The 18,715-nt window shown below is 72.6% G+C and carries 16 protein-coding genes and 1 pseudogene; 14 read left to right on the top strand and 3 right to left on the bottom strand.

All coding sequences use genetic code 11. The features are described from left to right. Nucleotides 1-36: 36 nt before the first annotated feature. Together ACFQ6N_RS33050 and ACFQ6N_RS33045 are read left to right on the top strand one after the other, a co-directional pair. On the top strand, nt 37-624 hold the full coding sequence (locus ACFQ6N_RS33050; protein ID WP_380657216.1) for a hypothetical protein: 588 nt from the start codon (nt 37-39) through the stop codon (nt 622-624). A 110-nt stretch (nt 625-734) separates the two neighbouring features. Further along, on the top strand, nt 735-2,117 hold the full coding sequence (locus tag ACFQ6N_RS33045; protein WP_380657215.1) for a pyridoxal-phosphate dependent enzyme: 1,383 nt from the start codon (nt 735-737) through the stop codon (nt 2,115-2,117). 26 nt (nt 2,118-2,143) lie between these two features. Here ACFQ6N_RS33045 and ACFQ6N_RS33040 read toward each other — a convergent pair whose 3' ends face one another. Together ACFQ6N_RS33040 and ACFQ6N_RS33035 are read right to left on the bottom strand one after the other, a co-directional pair. Next, nucleotides 2,144-2,569, bottom strand: a complete 426-nt coding sequence (locus ACFQ6N_RS33040) for an ML domain-containing protein (RefSeq protein ID WP_380657213.1) — start codon at nt 2,567-2,569, stop codon at nt 2,144-2,146. A 128-nt stretch (nt 2,570-2,697) separates the two neighbouring features. Further along, nucleotides 2,698-3,441 (bottom strand): TetR/AcrR family transcriptional regulator, encoded by a 744-nt coding sequence (locus ACFQ6N_RS33035; RefSeq protein WP_380657211.1) that lies wholly within the window; start codon nt 3,439-3,441, stop codon nt 2,698-2,700. 104 nt (nt 3,442-3,545) lie between these two features. Here ACFQ6N_RS33035 and ACFQ6N_RS33030 point away from each other — a divergent pair, with 104 nt between their 5' ends. From ACFQ6N_RS33030 to ACFQ6N_RS33005, 6 genes are all read left to right on the top strand, one after another. After that, nucleotides 3,546-4,574, top strand: a complete 1,029-nt coding sequence (locus ACFQ6N_RS33030) for an ATP-binding cassette domain-containing protein (RefSeq protein ID WP_380657209.1) — start codon at nt 3,546-3,548, stop codon at nt 4,572-4,574. Further along, nucleotides 4,574-5,395, top strand: coding sequence for an ABC transporter permease (locus ACFQ6N_RS33025; RefSeq protein ID WP_380657208.1), 822 nt, complete (start codon nt 4,574-4,576; stop codon nt 5,393-5,395). Before ACFQ6N_RS33030 ends, ACFQ6N_RS33025 begins: the two co-directional genes overlap by 1 nt. A 70-nt stretch (nt 5,396-5,465) precedes the next feature. Further along, nucleotides 5,466-6,452, top strand: coding sequence for an aldo/keto reductase (locus tag ACFQ6N_RS33020; RefSeq protein WP_380657207.1), 987 nt, complete (start codon nt 5,466-5,468; stop codon nt 6,450-6,452). A gap of 125 nt (nt 6,453-6,577) precedes the next feature. Next, nucleotides 6,578-7,198, top strand: coding sequence for a TetR/AcrR family transcriptional regulator (locus tag ACFQ6N_RS33015; RefSeq protein ID WP_380657205.1), 621 nt, complete (start codon nt 6,578-6,580; stop codon nt 7,196-7,198). Nucleotides 7,199-7,296: 98 nt separating this feature from the next. Next, nucleotides 7,297-7,884, top strand: coding sequence for a DUF4188 domain-containing protein (locus ACFQ6N_RS33010; protein ID WP_380657280.1), 588 nt, complete (start codon nt 7,297-7,299; stop codon nt 7,882-7,884). A gap of 363 nt (nt 7,885-8,247) precedes the next feature. Continuing rightward, nucleotides 8,248-8,868, top strand: coding sequence for a C39 family peptidase (locus ACFQ6N_RS33005; RefSeq protein WP_380657203.1), 621 nt, complete (start codon nt 8,248-8,250; stop codon nt 8,866-8,868). Between the two features lie 64 nt (nt 8,869-8,932). Here ACFQ6N_RS33005 and ACFQ6N_RS33000 read toward each other — a convergent pair whose 3' ends face one another. Beyond that, complete coding sequence (locus tag ACFQ6N_RS33000; protein ID WP_380657201.1) at nt 8,933-9,784, bottom strand: hypothetical protein; 852 nt, start codon at nt 9,782-9,784, stop codon at nt 8,933-8,935. 289 nt (nt 9,785-10,073) lie between these two features. On the opposite strand from ACFQ6N_RS33000, the gene rpe reads away from it, so the two are divergent. The 6 genes and pseudogenes from rpe to ACFQ6N_RS32970 form a co-directional block, all read left to right on the top strand. Next, a complete protein-coding gene (gene rpe, locus ACFQ6N_RS32995) occupies nt 10,074-10,757 on the top strand; it encodes a ribulose-phosphate 3-epimerase (RefSeq protein WP_380657199.1) in 684 nt (227 codons plus the stop codon). A 202-nt stretch (nt 10,758-10,959) separates the two neighbouring features. Beyond that, on the top strand, nt 10,960-11,919 hold the full coding sequence (locus tag ACFQ6N_RS32990) for a pirin family protein (RefSeq protein WP_380657197.1): 960 nt from the start codon (nt 10,960-10,962) through the stop codon (nt 11,917-11,919). Between the two features lie 198 nt (nt 11,920-12,117). Continuing rightward, nucleotides 12,118-13,152, top strand: coding sequence for a hypothetical protein (locus ACFQ6N_RS32985; RefSeq protein WP_380657195.1), 1,035 nt, complete (start codon nt 12,118-12,120; stop codon nt 13,150-13,152). A gap of 78 nt (nt 13,153-13,230) precedes the next feature. Beyond that, a complete protein-coding gene (locus tag ACFQ6N_RS32980) occupies nt 13,231-14,166 on the top strand; it encodes a Gfo/Idh/MocA family protein (RefSeq protein ID WP_380657193.1) in 936 nt (311 codons plus the stop codon). A gap of 84 nt (nt 14,167-14,250) precedes the next feature. After that, nucleotides 14,251-16,305 (top strand): transglycosylase domain-containing protein, encoded by a 2,055-nt coding sequence (locus ACFQ6N_RS32975; RefSeq protein WP_380657191.1) that lies wholly within the window; start codon nt 14,251-14,253, stop codon nt 16,303-16,305. 641 nt (nt 16,306-16,946) lie between these two features. Continuing rightward, nucleotides 16,947-18,715: pseudogene (locus tag ACFQ6N_RS32970) on the top strand (LamG domain-containing protein); the annotation flags it as partial.

Raw genomic sequence — 18,715 nt, 5'->3', positions numbered from 1 at the left:
GTGACAGACTCGGCGCCGATCGAGAGGGGGACGCCGGTGGACCGGGACGCGTTGACCGCGCTGTGGGAGCGGCGGTGGCCGGGCAGCATGCCCATCGGGCACGAGATCCAGGAGCGCGGGGGCGAGCGCTGGGTGCGCTTCCACAGCCTGCCGGAGTCCAAGCGCTACCCGGACGACGAGCGCGAGTACGCGATCCTGCTGGAGCGCCACAACACCGTGCTGAACGGGCTGTTCACCGGCAAGGAGGTGTACGTCCTCACGCCGAGGTGGACGGAGAAGCCGAGCGTGCCCCGCATGCGCCGGGACGCGAAGCACTGGCGGACCTGGTTCGAGCCGGACGAGCCGGACGGGGCGGACGGGGCGGACGGCTCCGAGCCGGAGTGCGGCACCTACTGGCACTCCTTCGTGGAACGACAGCAGTGGCGGCCGGGCTGCCTGGACCGGCTGCTGCGCCGGGTCGCCGACGAGCGGGAGTACGGGGTGATCGTCTCCGACACCGGCATGCGGCGGCTCTACCACCCGTACGACGGCGGCGCGGACGTCTACCTGACCACGACGGAGGAGCGCGACCGGCTGAAGGAGCGGCACGCGGACTGGCTCTCGCGCTACCCGGGAGGATGGTGACGGGCGGTCACCCCTCCGCCCGTGTTTCGGCCGGATGAGGAGCGGGGCCGCCGCCGCCTACCCGGCCCCCGGGCTGGGAAGGCTCGGGCGGACAGCCGATGAAAGGGCCCATGATGACCGCAGTCCACGAATCCGTCCTCGACGCGATCGGCGGGACACCGCTGTTCCGCCTCGCCCGGCTCGGAGCGGGCATCGCCGCGCCGATCTACGCCAAGGCCGAGTTCCTCAACATCGGCGGCAGCGTCAAGGACCGCGCCGCGCTGTCGATGGTCCTGGCCGCCGAGCGGGACGGCCTGCTGAAGCCGGGCGGGACGATCGTCGAGGCGACCTCGGGCAACACCGGCATCGGCCTGACGATCGTCGGGCGGCAGCGCGGGTACCGGGTGATCGCCGGGGTGTCCGACAAGTCGGCGCCCGAGAAGTCCGACATCCTGCGGGCGTACGGCGCCGAGGTGGTGCTCGCGACGACCGCCGTCCCGGCCGAGGACCCGGCACACCTGTTCAACGTCGTCCAGCGGCTGGCGGAGGAGATCCCCGGCGCCTGGCTCGCCAACCAGTACGACAACCAGGCCAACCCGGACGCCCATGTGCGGACCACCGGCCCCGAGATCTGGGAGCAGACCGGCGGCCGGGTGACCCACTTCGTCGCGGGCGTCGGCACCGGCGGGACCATCACCGGCACCGGCGGCTACCTCAAGGACACCTCCGGCGGCACCGTGACCGTCATCGGCGCGGACCCGGAATCCTCGATGTACGGCGGCGGCGACGGCAGCCCGTGGTACGTCGAGAGCATCGGGCACTTCCTCCACCCCGGCACCGTCGAGGACCGCTGGCCGAAGGCCTACCGGGCGGACGTGGTCGACGTGTTCGAGCGCGTCCCGGACCGGGAGTCGCTGCTGACGGCCCGCCGTCTCGCCCGCGAGGAGGGCATCCTGGCCGGCCCGTCCTCGGGCACGGCGGTGGCGGCGGCACTGCGGGTCGCGCGCGGGCTGGGACCGGACGACCTGGTCGTGGTGCTGCTGCCGGACTCGGGCCGCTCGTACCTGTCCAAGGTGCACAGCGACGCGTGGATGCGGCAGTGGGGCTTCCTGGAGGAGGGCGACACCCTGCGGCACCTGCTCGACGGTGCCGGGCCGCTGGTGGCGGTCGAGGCCGACGCGACGGTCGGCGAGGCGCTGGAGGCGCTGCACGGAGCGCCGGGCGGGGTGGCGCCGGTCGTCCTCGCGCGGGCGGCGCGGCCGTTCGGGGTGAGCGCGGCGGAGGTGGTCGGCGCGGTCTCCCGGGAGGCGCTGGCGGCGGCGCTCGCGGACGGCGGCGCCAAGCCGGGCGACCCGCTCGGCCCGCTGCTCGGGCCGGCACTGCCGACGGTCGGCGTCGGGCAGTCGCCGGACGAGGCGCGGGCCGTGCTGGGGGAGGCGCACGGCGCCGCGCTCGTGCTGGTGGACGGGCGGGGCGCCGGGGTGCTGCCGAGGGCGGCCCTGGCCCACGGATAGCTCCGCGTTCTTGCGGCGGCGGAGGTTCAGAACTTCATGAAGTCGACCTTGACCTTGAGCGCCAGCAGCTCGTTGTCATCCACCGTGTAGCCCTGGACGTCGATGGCGAACTTCGCCCGCGGCGTCTCCTTCGGCAGGTCCAGGGTGAGGGTCAGTGTCGTGGCGCCCTTCGGGATGGGGCTCTTGCCGTCGCTGGTGGCGCAGGTCAGCTTGAGGGTGCCCTCGCCGCGCAGTTCGGCGAAGAGGTCGTAGCGCTTCGTCAGCAGCTTGATCAGGCCGAGCTTGACGGTGACGTCGAGGTAGGCGCCGTCGGCGATGGCTTCTTCTGCTGCGGCGTTGATAGTGAAGACATTGGTCTGACCCGGGGTGGGTGGGTCCGGGGTGACCGTGATGCGGTTGATCTGCAGCGCGTCGATCGGCGAACCTACGTTGTCGTAATCCCAACTGGCCATCGGATGTCTCCATGGGGTGACGGGAGTTGATCACTGGAACGGGCAGCTCAGTCTGGCGTGCCGACCCTCCTGGGCTTCCGTGACGCGCCCTTCAAACCACTCGAACGGGTGATCCACCTGCGCCGCTGTCAGTCCTCCGCCGCCGGGGCCAGGACGGCGGCGATCACCCGGTCGAGGGCGCGGTCGAAGGCCTTCTCCGGGTCGGCGGGCGGGCCGGAGGTGGCGAAGGCCTGTGCCAGGTGCGGGTATTCGCCGCTCATCGCGGCCCTGGTGAGGTAACCGACCAGCTCCGACTGCCACTTGGCGCCCGCGGCGGCCGTCTGCTCGTACTGGGCGTACTGGCAGACGAACCCGTTGAACATGGCCATCGCCTCCATCCGGGCGCCGCCGCCGAGGCCGGTCGGGGCCGTGACGGCGAGGAAGTGGTCGGTGTAGCGCAGGGCGTTGGGGCCGATGCCGGGCCGGGCCAGCACCAGGGCGGGCAGCCAGGGGTGGCGGCGGAAGATCGCGAGCTGCTGGTGGGCGAGGTCGGCGAGGTCGGCGCGGACGTCGCCGGTGGGCGCGGCGGGCAGCGCGTACTCGCCGGTGGCCGCGTCGAGCATCAGGTCGAGCAGGTGCTCCTTCTTCGGCACGTAGTTGTAGAGCGACATGGTGCCCGCGCCGAGCGCTGCCGCGACCCGGCGCATGGAGGCCGCGTCGAGGCCCTCGGCGTCGGCGATCGTGATCGCCGCGGCGGCGATCGAGTCGCGGCTGTGGGCGGGGCGCGGGCCGCGGCCGGTGCGCTCGGGGCGCAGCCAGATCAGCTCCGGAGCCTCGGGGGCCTCGGGCGCGGAGGGGCGGTCGCTGCTGCTGGGGGTCTTGTCGGATGGCACTGGAAGATCACCTCGGTTTCCCATCTTAGATACGTACGGCGTACGTAGTAGGATGCGCATGCACGCGCTTCTACGTACGCTGTACCTAGAGAGAGGGCAGAGCCATGTCCGAGACCACCCGTCCCGCCATCGAGATGGCGGGCGTGCGGAAACGCTTCGGCGCCACCGAGGCCCTGCGCGGCCTCGACCTCACCGTCCAGGCCGGCACCGTCTGCGGCCTCCTCGGCCCCAACGGCGCCGGCAAGACCACCGCCGTTCGGGTTCTCGCCACCCTGGTCGCCCCCGACCACGGCACCGCCCGGGTCGCCGGGCACGACGTCGTCCGGGCCGCCGAGGAGGTCCGGCGCGCCATCGGCCTCGCCGGGCAGCACGCCGCCGTCGACGAGGGCATCACCGGGCGCGACAACCTGCGGCTGCTCGGCCGGCTGCACCGCCTCGGCGCCCGCCGGGCCCGCGAGCGCGCCGACGAACTGCTCACCCGCTTCGACCTCACCGAGGCCGCCGACCGGCTCGTCCGCACCTACTCCGGCGGCATGCGGCGCCGCCTCGACCTCATCGCCAGCCTGGTCACCAGCCCGCCCGTGCTCTTCCTGGACGAGCCGACCACCGGACTCGACCCGCGCAGCCGGCAGGAGATCTGGAACACCGTCAAGGAGTTGGCGGACGGCGGCACCACCGTGCTGCTCACCACCCAGTACCTGGAAGAGGCCGACCGGCTCGCCGACGACATCGTGGTCGTCGACCACGGCGCCGCCATCGCCACCGGCCCACCCGACCGGCTCAAGGCGGCGATCGGCAGCCAGGTCTCCGTCACCCTGGCCAATCCGGAGCAACTCGCCGCCACCGCCGTGGTGCTGTCCTCGCTCACCGGCGGCGACGCGCACGTGGACGTCGCCGAGCGGACCGTCACGGTGCTGACGGCACCCGGCATTCCCGTCCTGCTGCCCTCTCTGGTACGGGAGTTGGACCGGGCGGGAGTGGTCGCGGAGGACGTCGGGGTACGGGCCCCCTCGCTGGACGACGTGTTCCTCACGCTCACCGGCGCCGTGGGAGTCGCCGGGGGCTCGGCCGCCGCCGGGGGCTCGGCCTCCGCCGTTGGCTCGGCCTCCGCCGGGGCCGGGAGGGCTGCCTGATGGCCGTCGCCGCCTACGCCCCCGCGCGACCGTCCACCGTCGGCCGGCTGGTCTCCGACACCTGGACGTCGATGCTCCGCGTCCTGCTCAACTACCGCCACTCGCCCGGACTGCTGGCTGCCTCGCTGGGCGTCCCGGTGATCATGGTGGTGGTCTTCGGGTACGTCTTCGGCAGCGCCATGCAGGTGCCGGGCGGTGGCGACTACCGGGAGTTCCTGATGCCCGGCCTGTTCGCCATGGTCGCCACCAACGGCATCATGCCCACCATGGTCGGCGCCGCCCGCGACGTCGGGCGCGGGGTCACCGACCGGCTGCGCTCCATGCCGGTCTCCCGCACCGGCCTGCTGCTCGGGCAGACCCTCGCCGACCTTTTGGTCAGCGTGGTCGTCCTGGCCCTGCTGGCCCTGGTCGGGCTCGCCGCCGGATGGCGGGCCCGGCACGGACTCGCCGACGCCGCAGGGGCGTTCGCGCTGCTGCTGCTCTTCCGCTTCGTGATGACCTGGGTCGGCACCCTGCTCGGCCTGGCCGTCGGCAAGGAGGAGGCGGCGGGCCAACTCTCCGTCGTCGTCTTCCCGGTGGCGATGGTCACCAACGCCTACGTGCCCACCGGCGGCATGCCCGGCTGGCTGCGCCTGGTCGCCGACTGGAACCCGATCAGCTCCGTCGTCCAGGCCTGCCGGGAGCTCTTCGGCAACCCCTCGGCGGCCGGCTCCGCCTGGCCGATGCAGCACGCCGCGCTCGTGGCGGTGCTCTGGAGCGCCGTACTGCTCGCCCTCTGCATGCCGCTCGCCGTACGGAAGTTCGCCACGCACGGACGGTGACCGACGGGGCTCCGGCGCGCCCGGGAAATGTGCTGGACAGGACGGCCGGTGTGGCATTGGGTGGGGCGCCATGGAGTACACCCACCTCGGCCGCACCGGCCTGACCGTCTCCCGCCTCTGCCTCGGCACCATGAACTTCGGCCCGCACACCGAAGAAGCCGAATCCCACCGCCTCATGGACACCGCCCACGACCGCGGCATCAACTTCTTCGACACCGCCAACGCCTACGGCCGCGACAGCGAGGGCAACCTCAAGGGCCGCACCGAGGAGATCATCGGCCGCTGGTTCGCCCAGGGCGGCGGTCGCCGCGAGCGCACCGTCCTCGCCACCAAGGCCTACGCCGACATGAGCGACTGGCCCAACGACGGCAAGCTTTCCGCGCTCGCCATCCGCAGGGCCGTCGAGGCCAGCCTGCGGCGGCTGCAGACCGACCACATCGACCTCTACCAGATGCACCACATCGACCGGGCCACGCCCTGGGAGGAGATCTGGCAGGCGATGGAGGTCCTGGTCGCCCAGGGCAAGATCGTCTACGTCGGCTCCAGCAACTTCGCCGGCTGGCACATCGCCCAGGCCCAGGAGGCCGCCCGCTCCCGCCACTTCCTCGGCCTGGTCAGCGAGCAGTCCCTCTACAACCTCCTCGACCGCGCCATCGAGCTCGAAGTCATCCCCGCCCTCCAGCACTACGGCCTCGGGCTCATCCCCTGGTCCCCGCTGCGCAGCGGCCTGCTCGGCGGCGTCCTGCGCAAGGAGCGCGAGGGCACCCGCGACCGCAGCGCCATGGGCTACGCGAGCGAACTCCTCGCCAAGCACCGCGACCGCATCCAGGCCTACGAGGACTTCGCCGACGAACTCGGCGTCGACCCCGCCCACCTCGCCCTCGCCTGGCTCCTCTCCCGCCCGGCCGTCACCGCCCCCATCATCGGCCCCCGCACCCCGGCCCACCTCGACGGCGCCCTCGCCGCCCTCGACATCGAACTCGACCAGAAGACCCTCGACCGCCTCGACGAACTCTTCCCGGGCCACCGCCCCGCCCCGGAGGACTACGCCTGGTAGCCCACCCGCTGCCCAGGCACCCCCGCCGCTGCGGCCCCGGCCCCGCGGCCCCGGCCCCGGTCCCGGCCCCGGTCCTTGCCCGTCGAAGGGCCGGGGGCGGGGCCGGTTGTGGTAGCAAGGCGGGCATGAGGGAGACGAAGGAGCCCGGCCGGGGGGCGTACCACCACGGGGCGCTGCCGGAGGCGTTGCTGGCGGCGGCGTTCGACGTGCTGGACGAGCAGGGGCAGGAGAAGGTGAGCGTGCGGGAGGTGGCGCGGCGGGCGGGGGTGTCGGCCGGGGCGCCGTTCCGGCACTTCGCCGACCGGCAGGCGCTGTTGACCGCGTTGGCGGAGCGGGTGCTGGCGGACTTCGTGCGGTGGCAGAAGGCGCAGGCGGCGGCCGCCGGTCCGGACGGGCGGTCGGTGATGCGGGCGATCGGGCTGGGCTGCGTCCGGTACGCGGTGCGTCATCCGCGCCGGTTCGAGCTGGTGCGTTCGCGGGTGTTCGCGGCCTCGCGGGATCCGGAGCTGCGGGAGCAACTGGACTGGATCGACCGGGCGTTCACGGAGCTGATCGTCGCGGACCAGGAGGCGGGCCGGCTGCGCGCCGGGGACCCGGCGCTGGTCGGGCTGGCCGGTCAGGCGCTGGTGTACGGGCTGGCGCAGATGATCGTGGACGGCTACCTGCCGGCCGAGAAGGCGGAGGAGCTGGCCGCGCAGGTTATCGACACCTTCGGCCAGGGGATCGCCAACCCGCCTGCGCGGTAGCGGAATTGTGTCTGTAGCGAGCCTTGACCGGGTTGTCGGACGCTGATGTAATCACCGATTACATCAAGGGGTACGGGGACCGGGAGGCGCAGATGCCGATGTTCGCCAAGCCGCTGCCGGGCTACACCACCGCCGCCGCCACCGGCGACACCGTGGTACTGCTCATCGGCATGCGGATCAACCGGTTCTGGGCCGTGCACCACTGGGGCCCGGTGATGTTCGCGATGTTCCGGATGCTGTACGAGCTGCGCCGCGGCGGGAGCGGTTCCGAGCGCGGCCTCCTCGGACGGATCCTGCTCACCGCCTCGCCGCGCACCTACTACGTCGTCCAGTACTGGGAGTCCAAGGAGAAGCTGTACGGCTACGCGAGCGCGCCCGACGGCTTCCACCACACCGTGTGGGGCATCGCCAACCGCAAGATGCGGGAGGGCAAGATCCGCGGGCACGTCGGGCTCTGGCACGAGACGTACATCGTGCCGGAGGGCGGGTACGAGTCGATCTACTTCGACATGCCGCCGTTCGGCCTGGCCGGCGCCACCGGCGCGGTCCCGGTGGAGCAGCGCGGACGGCACGCGGCGCAGCGGCTGGCCTACCGGTCGAGCGAGACCGGCGGGGCGGGGGACTCCGGCGGCGCCGGGAAGCGGGTCGGCGAGGCGGCGGTGGGGGACGGCGGGGCCGGCGCGTAGGTCGCGGCGGGCGAGGGATCCGAGGAGTACGGGTCCAGGCCGCCGGACATCGCCGCGAAGAGGAACATGAGGAACGGGGCCGCGAACACCAGCCACGAGACCAGCACCAGCCCGCCCATTACCGCCAGGCCCTTCTTCATGACCGCTCCCGTCGTCGCCGGTGCCGTGCTTGCCGCCGCCCCCGGTGGCCGGCGTGCTCACGCTACGGAGGACCGCAGGCCGGCCGCCTGAGTACGGGTACTCAGGGAGTGTCGTGAGTTGTCCGGCCACCCGGCGTGAGAGCGTCGGGGGATGGTGGATCAGGGCAGCGCGCGGGCCGACCGGCCGGCGTGGGTGGCGCGGGCGGAGTCGGCGGAGTGCAGCGTGAGGGTGGTGCACGAGGTGCCGTACCGCGCGCAGTGGGAGTCGCCCGAACTCGTCCGGGAGATCGTCGACGGGCGGCTGGACGCGGCCGCGGACCCGCGCTGGGGCCAGTCCGGGGCGGCCACGCCGGAGGAGTACGCGTGGTGGTCGTGGCGGCTGTGCGGGGTGGCCTGCCTGCGGATGGCGCTGGAGCACTGGTGGGGCGTGACGCCGACGGCGATGGCGCTCGCGGGCGAGTGCGTGGCGGCCGGCGGGTACGTCCGGGACGGTGAGAGCCTGCGCGGGCTGGTCCACGCGCCGTTCGCCGAGTACGTCCGGCGGCGCTGGGGACTGGCCGCGCAGGCACGGGAGTTGACGCCCGAGGAGGTGTCGGCCGAGGTGGTCGGCGGACGGCTGGTGATGCTGTCGGTGCACCCGTCGATCCGGGAGCCGGGCGGGCCGGAGCCGGTGCGGCGCGGCGGCCACCTGGTGCTGGCGGTCGGCGCCACGGACACGGCGCTGCTGATCCACAACCCGTCCGGATTCCCGGGGGAGTCGCAGGCCTTCGCGCGCGTGCCGTGGCGGTCGTTCGGGCAGTTCTACGCCGGGCGGGGGATCGTCCTCGGCCCACCCGGGACGTAGGCCGCCGGCCCGAGGGGCCAAGCCAACGGCCCGAGGGGGCAGGCGGTCGGCCCCCGGCCGGGGCCTACGGGTTGTCGGGCAACCCCACCGGGTTGACCGGCAGTTCGCTGCGACAGAGCGCCGACATCGGCTTCAACGCCGCCGCCAGCTTGTCGAGTTCGGCGCGCGGGTAGTCCTCCCACACCCGGGTGGCGGCCAGGTCGGTGGCCGCCTCCAGGGAGCGGTGGCGGATCCGGCCGAGCTCGGTGACCGTGCCCTGCGCGGTCAGCCAGCCGCGTTCGACCAGGCGTTCCGCGGCGGCCTCCCACTCCTCGTCCGTCCACCCGCGCAGCGGCTGCAGCACCTCGCGCCGCATGTCCAGCGCGCAGCGGACCACCAGCGCCTCGCAGCCGTCCAGCCCGGCCGCGACCAGCGCCGCCACATGGCCGTCCCCGCGGTGCTCGCGCATCACGGTGGCGGCCTGCCAGAGCCGCTCGTACAGGCCGGCCGGGCGGGGGAGCGCGGCGTTGGCGGCGGCCAGCACCCGGCCCGCGCAGTCCAGTCGGGCCGCGGCCTGCTCCAGGGCCTCGGCGGCGTACTCGACCTGCTTGCGGTCCACGTGCTCCAGCAGCCGGCCCAGCGTCGCCGCCGAACCCTTCAGCCGCGCGACCAGCGCCTCCTCCGGGCTCGCGTGCGTCCACACCTCCGGCAGGGCGCGCTCGACCATCGCCGGGGAGAAGCTGAAGAACGCGGCGACCACCGGCGCCGCGTCCACCGCGCCGAGCGGGGCCGAGCGGTTCGCGAAGTAGCTGTAGAGGCGGCCGTGCAGTCCGGCCTCCTCGAAGGCGGCGCGCCCCTCGGGCAGGAAGTAGGTGACGGCGTGCACCGGCTCGAAGAGCCACCACAGCGCACGGGCGGGATGGACGAGATCGGCCATCGGGAGCCTTCCTGGGACGGAACTCCGCGCGGGGGCGGGAGCTCGGCTGGTCGGGACGGCCCGGGCAGGCGCCGGGGCGGCCGCTGGCGCGGACCGCCCGGGCGGGTGCGTGGACCGCTTCAGGAGCTGATGACCACGGCGGCGGCCCCGGTAATCCCGTTCGGGGTGTGATGCCGGTCACGCGGCGGTCGCGGTGTGCGTACGGTGGTTGCGCGGCACGGGATGATGGGGCGAGGCGCCCGTTCCCCGGGTGTCCCAGCCCTCAGGTGAAGGTAGAAGGTAGCCGGCCATGGCCCAGATCAACCCCAGCATCCTGTCCGCGGACTTCGCCCGGCTCGCCGACGAGGCCGAGGCCGTCCGGGGCTCCGACTGGCTGCACGTGGACGTCATGGACAACCACTTCGTGCCCAACCTGACGCTGGGCGTCCCGATCGTCGAATCGCTCGCCCGCGCCACCGACATCCCGCTCGACTGCCACCTGATGATCGAGGACCCGGACCGCTGGGCCCCCCAGTACGTCGAGGCCGGCGCCGGCTCGGTCACCTTCCACGTCGAGGCCGCCGCCGCGCCGGTCCGGCTCGCCCGCGAGATCCGCGCCAAGGGCGCCCGGGCGTCCATGGCGCTCAAGCCGGGCACGCCGATCGAGCCCTACGAGGACCTGCTGCCCGAGCTCGACATGCTGCTGATCATGACGGTCGAACCCGGTTTCGGCGGCCAGGCGTTCCTCGACATCATGCTGCCCAAGATCCGCCGCACCCGGGAGCTGATCGCCAAGCACGACCTGGAACTGTGGCTCCAGGTCGACGGAGGCGTGTCCGCGTCCACCATCGAGCGCTGCGCCGAGGCCGGTGCGGACGTGTTCGTGGCCGGCTCCGCGGTGTACGGGGCCGAGGACCCGGCGGAGGCCGTCCGCAACCTGCGCAAGCTCGCCGACGCGGCCTCGACGGACGCCTGGTGGGCCTGCGCGCACTGAGGTGCGCCCGTGCGGGCGGCGGGGTCCGCCGCCCGCGTCTGCCTGCTGCGTCTGCCTACTGCGTCTGCCTACTGCGCGCGACACCGCCGGATGGCCGGGTGCGGGTGGAGGAACACCGGAAGGTGCCGGATGATCGGTCACGACGGCCCCTCGTCCCGCCCGGCCGTTCCCGCCCGGCCCCTCGTACGGTGGTGGAACCGCGATGAGCAACCTCGACCCCAGGCCCGCCCCGACCAGTTGCGGAGGCGAGGCCGGTGGCGGCCCCGTGCGGGATCTGCTGACCGCACGTCAATTCCCGCTCGGCGCGAGCACAGTGGTCCGCCGCCTGCTCCCCAACCTCGGCCGCCGCATGGTCGGCGCCTGGTGCTTCGTCGACCACTACGGCCCCGACGACATCGCCGACGAACCCGGCATGCAGGTCCCGCCGCACCCGCACATGGGCCTCCAGACGGTCAGCTGGCTCCACCAGGGCGAAGTCCTGCACCGCGACAGCCTCGGCAGCCTGCAGACCGTCCGGCCGTACGAACTGGGCCTGATGACCTCCGGCCGGGCGATCTCCCACTCCGAGGAGTCGCCGCGCCCGCACGCCCGCCTCCTGCACGGCGCCCAGCTCTGGGTCGCCCTCCCGGACGCCCACCGGCACACCGCCCCCGGCTTCGAACACCACCCCGACCTGCCCGTGGTCACCGCCCCCGGCCTGCGCGCCACCGTCCTCCTCGGCACCCTCGACACCGCCACCTCCCCCGGCACCACCCACACCCCCCTGGTCGGCGCCGACCTCGCCCTCGCCGAAGGTGCCGACCTCCGGCTCCCCCTCGTCCCCGACTTCGAGTACGCCGTCCTCGCCATGTCCGGCCGCGCCGACGTCGACGGCGTCCCCGTCGAACCCGGCTCCATGCTCTACCTCGGCCGCGGCCGCCCCCACCTCCCCCTCCGGGCCCACACCGACGCCGCCGTCCTCCTCCTCGGCGGGGAGCCCTTCGACGAGAAGATCGTCATGTGGTGGAACTTCATCGGCCGCTCGACCGAGGACATCGCCCAGGCCCGCACCGACTGGATGTCCACCTCCCGCTTCGGCGACGTCCACGGCTACGCCGGCGACCGCCTCCCCGCCCCCGAACTCCCCGCCCTCCCGCTGAAGGCCCGCGGCCGCGAGCGCTGACCTCTGCCCTCGCACGGCGGGCGGAAGGCGATGGTTCGGAACGCCGGCCCGCCGGCGGCGAAGACGGTCGCGTGGCACCCGTGCACTCCCCGTGAAATTTGCGCTACGGGGGGTGCGTGGGTGTACTGACAGTGGTGGCCTGTACGGTCGTCATGCCGCAGAGGGGACAGCCCCTTTGCCGTCATGGGGGAGGCGGTCGTGAGGATGGCCGAGACGATGCGCGACGACCGGCGCGGGTTCACCACGCGGAGGCTGCGGGTGCGGCTGGCGGCGGCGGTGCTGGCGCTCTCCCTCGTCCCGGTCGGGGCGGTGGGGTTCGCGCTGTACCGGCTGACGAACCTCGGGGGGCCGGACAGCGTGTGTGACGGGGCGGCCACGGCCGATCAGGTGCACGACCTGCTGGGGGCGGGGCGGATCAGCGAACGCAAGAGCACCTACTACTCGGCGACGGAGACCGCCCCCGGGAACAGTTGCTCAGCCACGGTCAGTTCCGGCCTGTTCGAGACCTCCAAGAGGACTGTGCGGTTCACCGTCGTCCTCAACGGCAAGGGCGGCCCGGGCCCATTGGCCGCGTCCGATGCCCGGCTGTTCTCCGGCGACGCGGTCGGCTCGGTGACCCCGATCGCGGCATGGGCCGTACTCCCCGACGGCTGCCAGAAGGGCCTGCGCGCCGAGGTTCGCACGAGCGAGGCGGGCCGTGACGAGGCCAGGGCCCGCCTGGCCGTGGCCTTCGCCAACGGCGCGGCCACGGCACGCTCCTGTGCGGGCCGACAGCTCGCGGCTCCGAACAGCCTGTCCGCGACGGGGGCCGAAACGGACCCGGACTGGGCCGGCCTCTGCGGCCTGCCCGGGTTCGCGCCCGCGAAGAACCCCGAAGCCCAATGGCGCATGCCGCAGCAGGTCACCACCGCGTTCGGCCCGATCTGGTCCTGCACGATCGGCGGTGACCCGGTGCGTGACGCGCGGGTCCAGACCTTCGCGATCACCACCGAGCCACGGACCACCTCCCTTACCCGGAAGGACGGCAAGGAGCTGTCCGCCGTCGGGCGGGCCCGTTGGGTCGCCGACGGGACACTCGTCGCCACCTGCCAGGGCAGGGACGTCTTCTTCACCGTCAACGGCGGTTTCACGAGCGGCCTCGAACAGCCCTTTCTGTTCCCGGACCAGAACGATCTCGTCCGGCAGTTCCTCACCGCCGGGGGGAAGGCGATCGGCTGCGAGCCGATCCTCTGATCGCCCTCGGGGCGGGTCCGGGGCGGGTCCGGGGGTTCCGGTTAGGGTGCGGGCAGGGTCTTTCGGAGTGGGGGCGGCATGGTGCGGGTGGGGCTGGTCGGGGTCGGGATCATCGCGGAGACGCACCTTGCCGTGCTGGCGGAGCGGCCGGAGGTGGAGCTGGAGTTCACGGTCGACCCGCGGGTGGCGGGGCCGGTCGGATTCCGGGGGGAGGCGCCGCCGCACTACCGGGACCTCGCCCGGGCGCTCGACGCGCACCGGCCGGACCTGGTGGTCCTGGCCACGCCGACGGAGACGCACGCCGAGCTGACGTCCCTGGTGCTGCTGCGCTCCTCGGCCCGGGTGCTGGTGGAGAAGCCGCTCGTGCACGACCGGGCCTCGCTCGCGGCGCTGCGCGAGCTGGACGGCGCGGTCGACGTGCGCGGCCGGGTGCTCACCGCGCACCACTTCGCCTTCTCGCCCGAGGTCGACTGGGCGGCGGACCTGCTCGCCGGGCACCCCGAGTGGGGGCCGGTCACGACCGTGACGTCCGCGTTCTACGACCCGTACGTCTCGCGCGGGGCGGAGGCCTTCGCCTCGTACGTCTCCAGCTGGACGGACTCCGGGGTGAACCAGCTCAGCATGCTCACCCGCTTCGTCGACCTCGCCGGGCCGGCCTCGGTCCGGCAGACGGACGGCGGTGCGAGCGCTTGGTGCACGGTGGACTTCCGCTCCCGTGGCGAGACCGGTACCGCCCGGCTGCGCAGCAGCTGGCTGACCGGTGCCAGCAGCAAGGAGAGCAGCCTGGTGTTCGGCCGCTCCGGGGTGGAGGTGTGGATCGACCACACGGCCATGACCGGGTTCGCCGCGCGGGAGGGCGAACTGCTCGCCGTCTTCGGCAACGACGGGCTCACGCCGAGGAAGGTCGCCCACTACCGTCCGCTCTACGCGAGCCTGCTCTCCGGGCGGCCCGACCCGGTGCTCGGGTTCGAGGCGGCCGCGACGATCACGGAGGTCCATCTCGCGGCGCGGTAGAGGTGGAAGTGGGGACAGAGGTGGACGTGAGGGCGGCCGGGACTCTAACGAGTTCCTCATGACGTGCACGTAGGTTCCCGTTCCATGGCAGAGAAGCGTGCGGGGACGGGTGGGCGGAAGTTCGGCCACGGAGCGAAGCTGATCGCGGTCAGCGTGGCCGCGGGCGTCGTGGCGGCCGGGATCGCGCTGCCCGCGGTCGCGACGGCCGGGCTGGGGGCCCGGTCGGCGGCGGACGACTTCCAGAGCCTGCCCGACGACTTCAAGACGCCGGCGCTGTCGCAGGCCTCGACGATCCTCGACGCCCAGGGCGGCACGATCGCCACGGTGTACGACCGCGACCGCACGGTGGTGCCGGGGGACCAGATATCCCCGCTGGTGAAGACCGCGCTGGTGGATGTCGAGGACAACCGCTTCTACGAGCACGGTGCGATCGACCTCAAGGGCGTGCTGCGCGCCGTGGACAAGAACGCCTCCTCGGGCACGACCGCGCAGGGCGCGTCCACGCTGACCCAGCAGTACGTGAAGAACGTCTTCGTCGACGAGGCGGGCGACGACCCGCAGAAGGTCGCGGAGGCGCAGCGGCAGACGGTGGGCCGCAAGATCCAGGAGCTGAAGTACGCGATCAAGGTCGAGGAGACCCTGGGCAAGGACCAGATCCTCACCAACTACCTGAACATCACCTTCTTCGGGGAGAAGGCCTACGGCATCGAGGCGGCGGCGCGGCGCTACTTCGGGGTGCACGCCAAGGACCTCACCCTGCCGCAGGCCGCGATGCTCGCCGGTCTGGTGCAGTCGCCCAGCGGCTACGATCCGACCGTCAACCCGACGGCGGCCAAGGAGCGGCGCGACACCGTGCTGCGCAAGATGGCCGAGTACGGGCACATCACCAAGGAGCAGGCCCAGCAGGCCATCGCGACCCCGCTGGGGCTGAACGTCCAGGCGCCGCAGCAGGGTTGCATCCTGGCGAAGCAGGGGGAGGGCTTCTTCTGCGACTACGTGCGCCAGGTGGTGCTCACCGACCCGGTGTTCGGGAAGACGGCGGCCGAGCGGCAGGCGGTGTGGAAGCGCGGCGGCCTCCGGATCCACACCACGCTCGACCCCCGGGCGCAGGCGGCCCTCAACGAGTCGGTCACCGGCCACGTGAACGCGGGTGACCAGGCGGCGACCGCGATGAGCATCGTCGAACCGGGTACCGGCAAGATCCTCGCGATGGGCCAGAGCCGCCCGTACGGGGTCGACGACAAGCAGCACCAGACCCAGATCAACTACAACGCCACCAAGGCCATGGGTGGTGGGCTCGGCTTCCCGACGGGTTCGACCTTCAAGCCGATCGTCGCGGCGGCGGCCCTGGAGAACGGCATCACGCCGGGCCAGAGCTACACCACCGACTACAGCATCCCGTGGCCGGCGATGACGGACTGCTCGGGCGGCAGGTTCCCGTCGGCCGGGCAGGTGCACAACGACAGCCAGAGCCTGACCGGCCAGTTCGACATGAAGACGGCGATGGCGCAGTCGGTCAACACCTACTTCGCGAAGCTGGAGGCCGACACCGGGCTCTGCAATGTCGCCCGGATGACGAACAAGCTCGGCATCACCGAGCAGGCCGGCGGCGAGAAGCTCCAGGTGGTGCCGTCGATGACGCTCGGCAGCAACGACCTGACCCCGCTGGAGATGGCGAGCGTCTACGCGGCCTTCGCCGCCCACGGCACGTACTGCGCGCCGACCGCCGTCACCTCGGTGACCGGCCCCGACGGCAAGCAGCTGGCGGTGCCGCAGGCGAACTGCTCCGCCGTGATGTCCACGGACACGGCCGACACCGTCACCGCGATGCTCAAGGGCGTCGTCGAGGACGGCACCGGGAAGACGGCCGGCCTCACCGGCCGCGACAGCGCCGGAAAGACCGGCACCACCAACGACAGCCGCCAGGTCTGGTTCGTCGGCTACACGCCCGAGATGGCCGGTGCGACGGTCGTCAGCGACACCGACAACCCCAAGCCGCTGGACGGCCAGCGGATCGGCGGCACGGTGGTGGGCCAGGCCTTCGGCGGCACCCTGGCGGGCCCGATCTGGCGCGACGCCATGGACGGCGCCCTCACCGGCACCCCGGCCGGGACCTTCCCGCCGGTGCAGCTGCCGTAGGGCGGGCGCGCTTTCGCCATTTCGGTATGGCGGTGATTCTTCGCGAGGTTATGCCGCAAGGAAATTGATCGTGCGTCACATATCCGGGGGAGTCGGCATTCCGAATTGCCGGGCGGGAGAAGGATCCCCCTGTGGCAACTGAGCTCCGCCGGGGGTGAGCCGTCCGGCCGCCGTCCCGGTCCGCGGTCTTCCGGGTCCGCGCTTCGGGTCCGCGCTTTCGGGTCCACGGTCTTCCCGCCGGGGAACCGGCGCGCCGTTCCCGGCGTCCCGGTTGACGGGGCACGTCGATGGATCATCCCGGCTCCGTGTCGCCGCCGGAGCCGGGCCGGGCCGCTCGACGGTACCCCGGGTGACCAGTGCGGATGCCGCTGTGGAGCGGTGCCGGGCGGGGGAGTTCCGGCCGCGCTCGGCTGACCGTCGGTGGCCGTTCCGCAAGTGCCCCGAGCCCCCTTTGTGGTGTGATATCCGCCACGGCAAAAGGGGCGGTTCGCCCGATTTCACCTGTACTGCCCCCTCTTCGGGATGTGCTGCCGAGGGGTGCTTGCCCATGCCTTTCTGATGGGTCTTTGACAATTCTTTTAATCTTCCGTGAAGATCCGCTCCAAACTTCGCCCTATACCGGAAGTCGGAGCTTACGTACAGTGAGAACAGCAGCAAGACGGTCGGGCAGCCTGCTCGCCGCGGCACTCGCCGCGGTCGCGCTGGCGGCGACCACGGTGGTGCCGGCGGCCGCCGCCGGGCGGACGTCTCCGCCCGGCGCGACGGAATCCCAGGACACCGCCGAGACCCTGGCGGTCCGGGAGGCGGCCAGTACCGGCAAGCCGGTGGAGGTGCTCGCCAAGCGCGGCGAGTCCAGCGACACCGTGGCCCAGCCCGACGGCAGGCTGATGACCACCACCTACGTCCAGCCCAAGCGGGTGCGCAAGAACGGCGCCTGGGTGGACCTCGACCCGACGCTGCAGGCCCTGCCCGGCGGTGCCGTCGCTCCCAAGGGGGCCACTGCGGACCTGGAGTTCTCCGGTGGCGGCAGCGCGCCGCTGGTCCGGATGGCGCGGGCCGGCAAGGAGTTGAAGCTCAGCTGGCCGAAGCCATTGCCCAAGCCGACGATCAATGGCGCGACCGCCGAGTACGCGTCGATCCTGCCGGACGTGGACCTGCGGCTGTCCGCCACCAAGACCGGGTTCACCCAGGTGGTCGTGGTGCACACCGCCGCGGCGGCCAAGAACCCCGAGCTGGACCAGCTGCGGCTCGGTCTGCAGGGCAAGGGCCTGACGATCCGGCAGGAGACGGACGGCACCCTCAAGGCGGTCGACCCGTCCGGCGGCGGCACCGTCTTCGAGGCGCCCGTCCCGGTGATGTGGGACTCCTCCGGGCCGACCGCCCCCGCTCAGGCCGGTACCGCGCCCGCCCAGGGCGCTCCGGCCACCGCCCCGGCAGCCCCGGCCGCCGCCCCGAAGGCGCTCAAGGCGGCCCCCGCGCCGCAGGCCCGGTCGGCCGAGCAGGCGCCCCAGGCCCCGGCAGCCCCGCAGGCCCAGGCTCCGGACGCCGCCGGCCAGGGCGACCTGCCCGGCGAGGGCGCCAAGATGACCCGCCTCAAGGTCGAACTGCCCAAGGACACCATGGTCCTGACGCCTGACCAGGCGATGCTGGACGACCCCGGCACGGTCTACCCGGTGATGATCGACCCGGCGTGGAACACCCCCAAGGCCTCCGACTGGGCCGGTGTCTCGCGCACCTACCCCAACCAGTCGTACTGGCACTTCACGTACAACAGCAACTACGTCCACGACTGGGGCGTCGGCTACTGCGGCGACACCTCGCGCTGCGCGCCGACCGACGTGAAGCGCGCGTTCTTCCAGATCCCGAACGGCTCGTTCGTCGGCAAGCAGATCCTCAGTGCCGAGTTCGGCACCTACGAGAGCTGGTCGTACTCCTGTGACGCCCGGCCCGTCGAGCTGTGGAGCACCGGTTACATCGCCCCGGGGGTGAACTGGAACTCGCAGAACGCCTCCGGTTTCTGGAGCCGCTACCTCCAGACCATCAACACGGCGAAGGGCTGGAGCGGCAACTGCCCGGGCGGCTGGCTGGAGTACGGCGGCACCTCGGGCGGGGTCAAGGACCTGGTGCAGGACGCCGCCAACTGGGGCTGGCCGACCATCACCTTCGGTCTGAAGGCGCAGAACGAGGGTGACACCCTCGCCTGGAAGCGCTTCACCGACGACGCCTTCCTGCGGGTCTACTACAACCTGCGCCCGAACCAGATCCCGATGTCCGACATGACGATGTCGCCGGGCTCGGTCTGCCAGTACCCCGGCATCCGGATCAACCGGATGCCGCAGGTCACCACCCGGGCCACCGACCCGGACGGCGAGGCGATCGGCGTGCAGTTCGCGGTCGGCTGGGACGACGG

Origin of the sequence: Kitasatospora sp. NPDC056446 (genome assembly GCF_042796115.1) — a bacterium.
GTDB lineage: Bacteria > Actinomycetota > Actinomycetes > Streptomycetales > Streptomycetaceae > Kitasatospora.
The sequence above is the reverse complement of the archived record's forward strand: the minus strand, read 5'-3'. Positions and strand labels throughout refer to the sequence as shown.

Excerpts from the sequence above, each read along its gene's own strand:
- ACFQ6N_RS33020 (WP_380657207.1), top strand. The coding sequence starts at position 5,466 with ATGGAGTACACCCACCTCGGCCGCACCGGCCTGACCGTCTCCCGCCTC.
- rpe (WP_380657199.1), top strand. The coding sequence starts at position 10,074 with ATGGCCCAGATCAACCCCAGCATCCTGTCCGCGGACTTCGCCCGGCTC.
- ACFQ6N_RS33000 (WP_380657201.1), bottom strand. The coding sequence starts at position 9,784 with ATGGCCGATCTCGTCCATCCCGCCCGTGCGCTGTGGTGGCTCTTCGAG.
- ACFQ6N_RS33030 (WP_380657209.1), top strand. The coding sequence starts at position 3,546 with ATGTCCGAGACCACCCGTCCCGCCATCGAGATGGCGGGCGTGCGGAAA.
- ACFQ6N_RS33040 (WP_380657213.1), bottom strand. The coding sequence starts at position 2,569 with ATGGCCAGTTGGGATTACGACAACGTAGGTTCGCCGATCGACGCGCTG.
- ACFQ6N_RS33045 (WP_380657215.1), top strand. The coding sequence starts at position 735 with ATGATGACCGCAGTCCACGAATCCGTCCTCGACGCGATCGGCGGGACA.
- ACFQ6N_RS32980 (WP_380657193.1), top strand. The coding sequence starts at position 13,231 with ATGGTGCGGGTGGGGCTGGTCGGGGTCGGGATCATCGCGGAGACGCAC.
- ACFQ6N_RS32975 (WP_380657191.1), top strand. The coding sequence starts at position 14,251 with ATGGCAGAGAAGCGTGCGGGGACGGGTGGGCGGAAGTTCGGCCACGGA.
- ACFQ6N_RS33010 (WP_380657280.1), top strand. The coding sequence starts at position 7,297 with ATGTTCGCCAAGCCGCTGCCGGGCTACACCACCGCCGCCGCCACCGGC.
- ACFQ6N_RS32990 (WP_380657197.1), top strand. The coding sequence starts at position 10,960 with ATGAGCAACCTCGACCCCAGGCCCGCCCCGACCAGTTGCGGAGGCGAG.
- ACFQ6N_RS33025 (WP_380657208.1), top strand. The coding sequence starts at position 4,574 with ATGGCCGTCGCCGCCTACGCCCCCGCGCGACCGTCCACCGTCGGCCGG.
- ACFQ6N_RS33015 (WP_380657205.1), top strand. The coding sequence starts at position 6,578 with ATGAGGGAGACGAAGGAGCCCGGCCGGGGGGCGTACCACCACGGGGCG.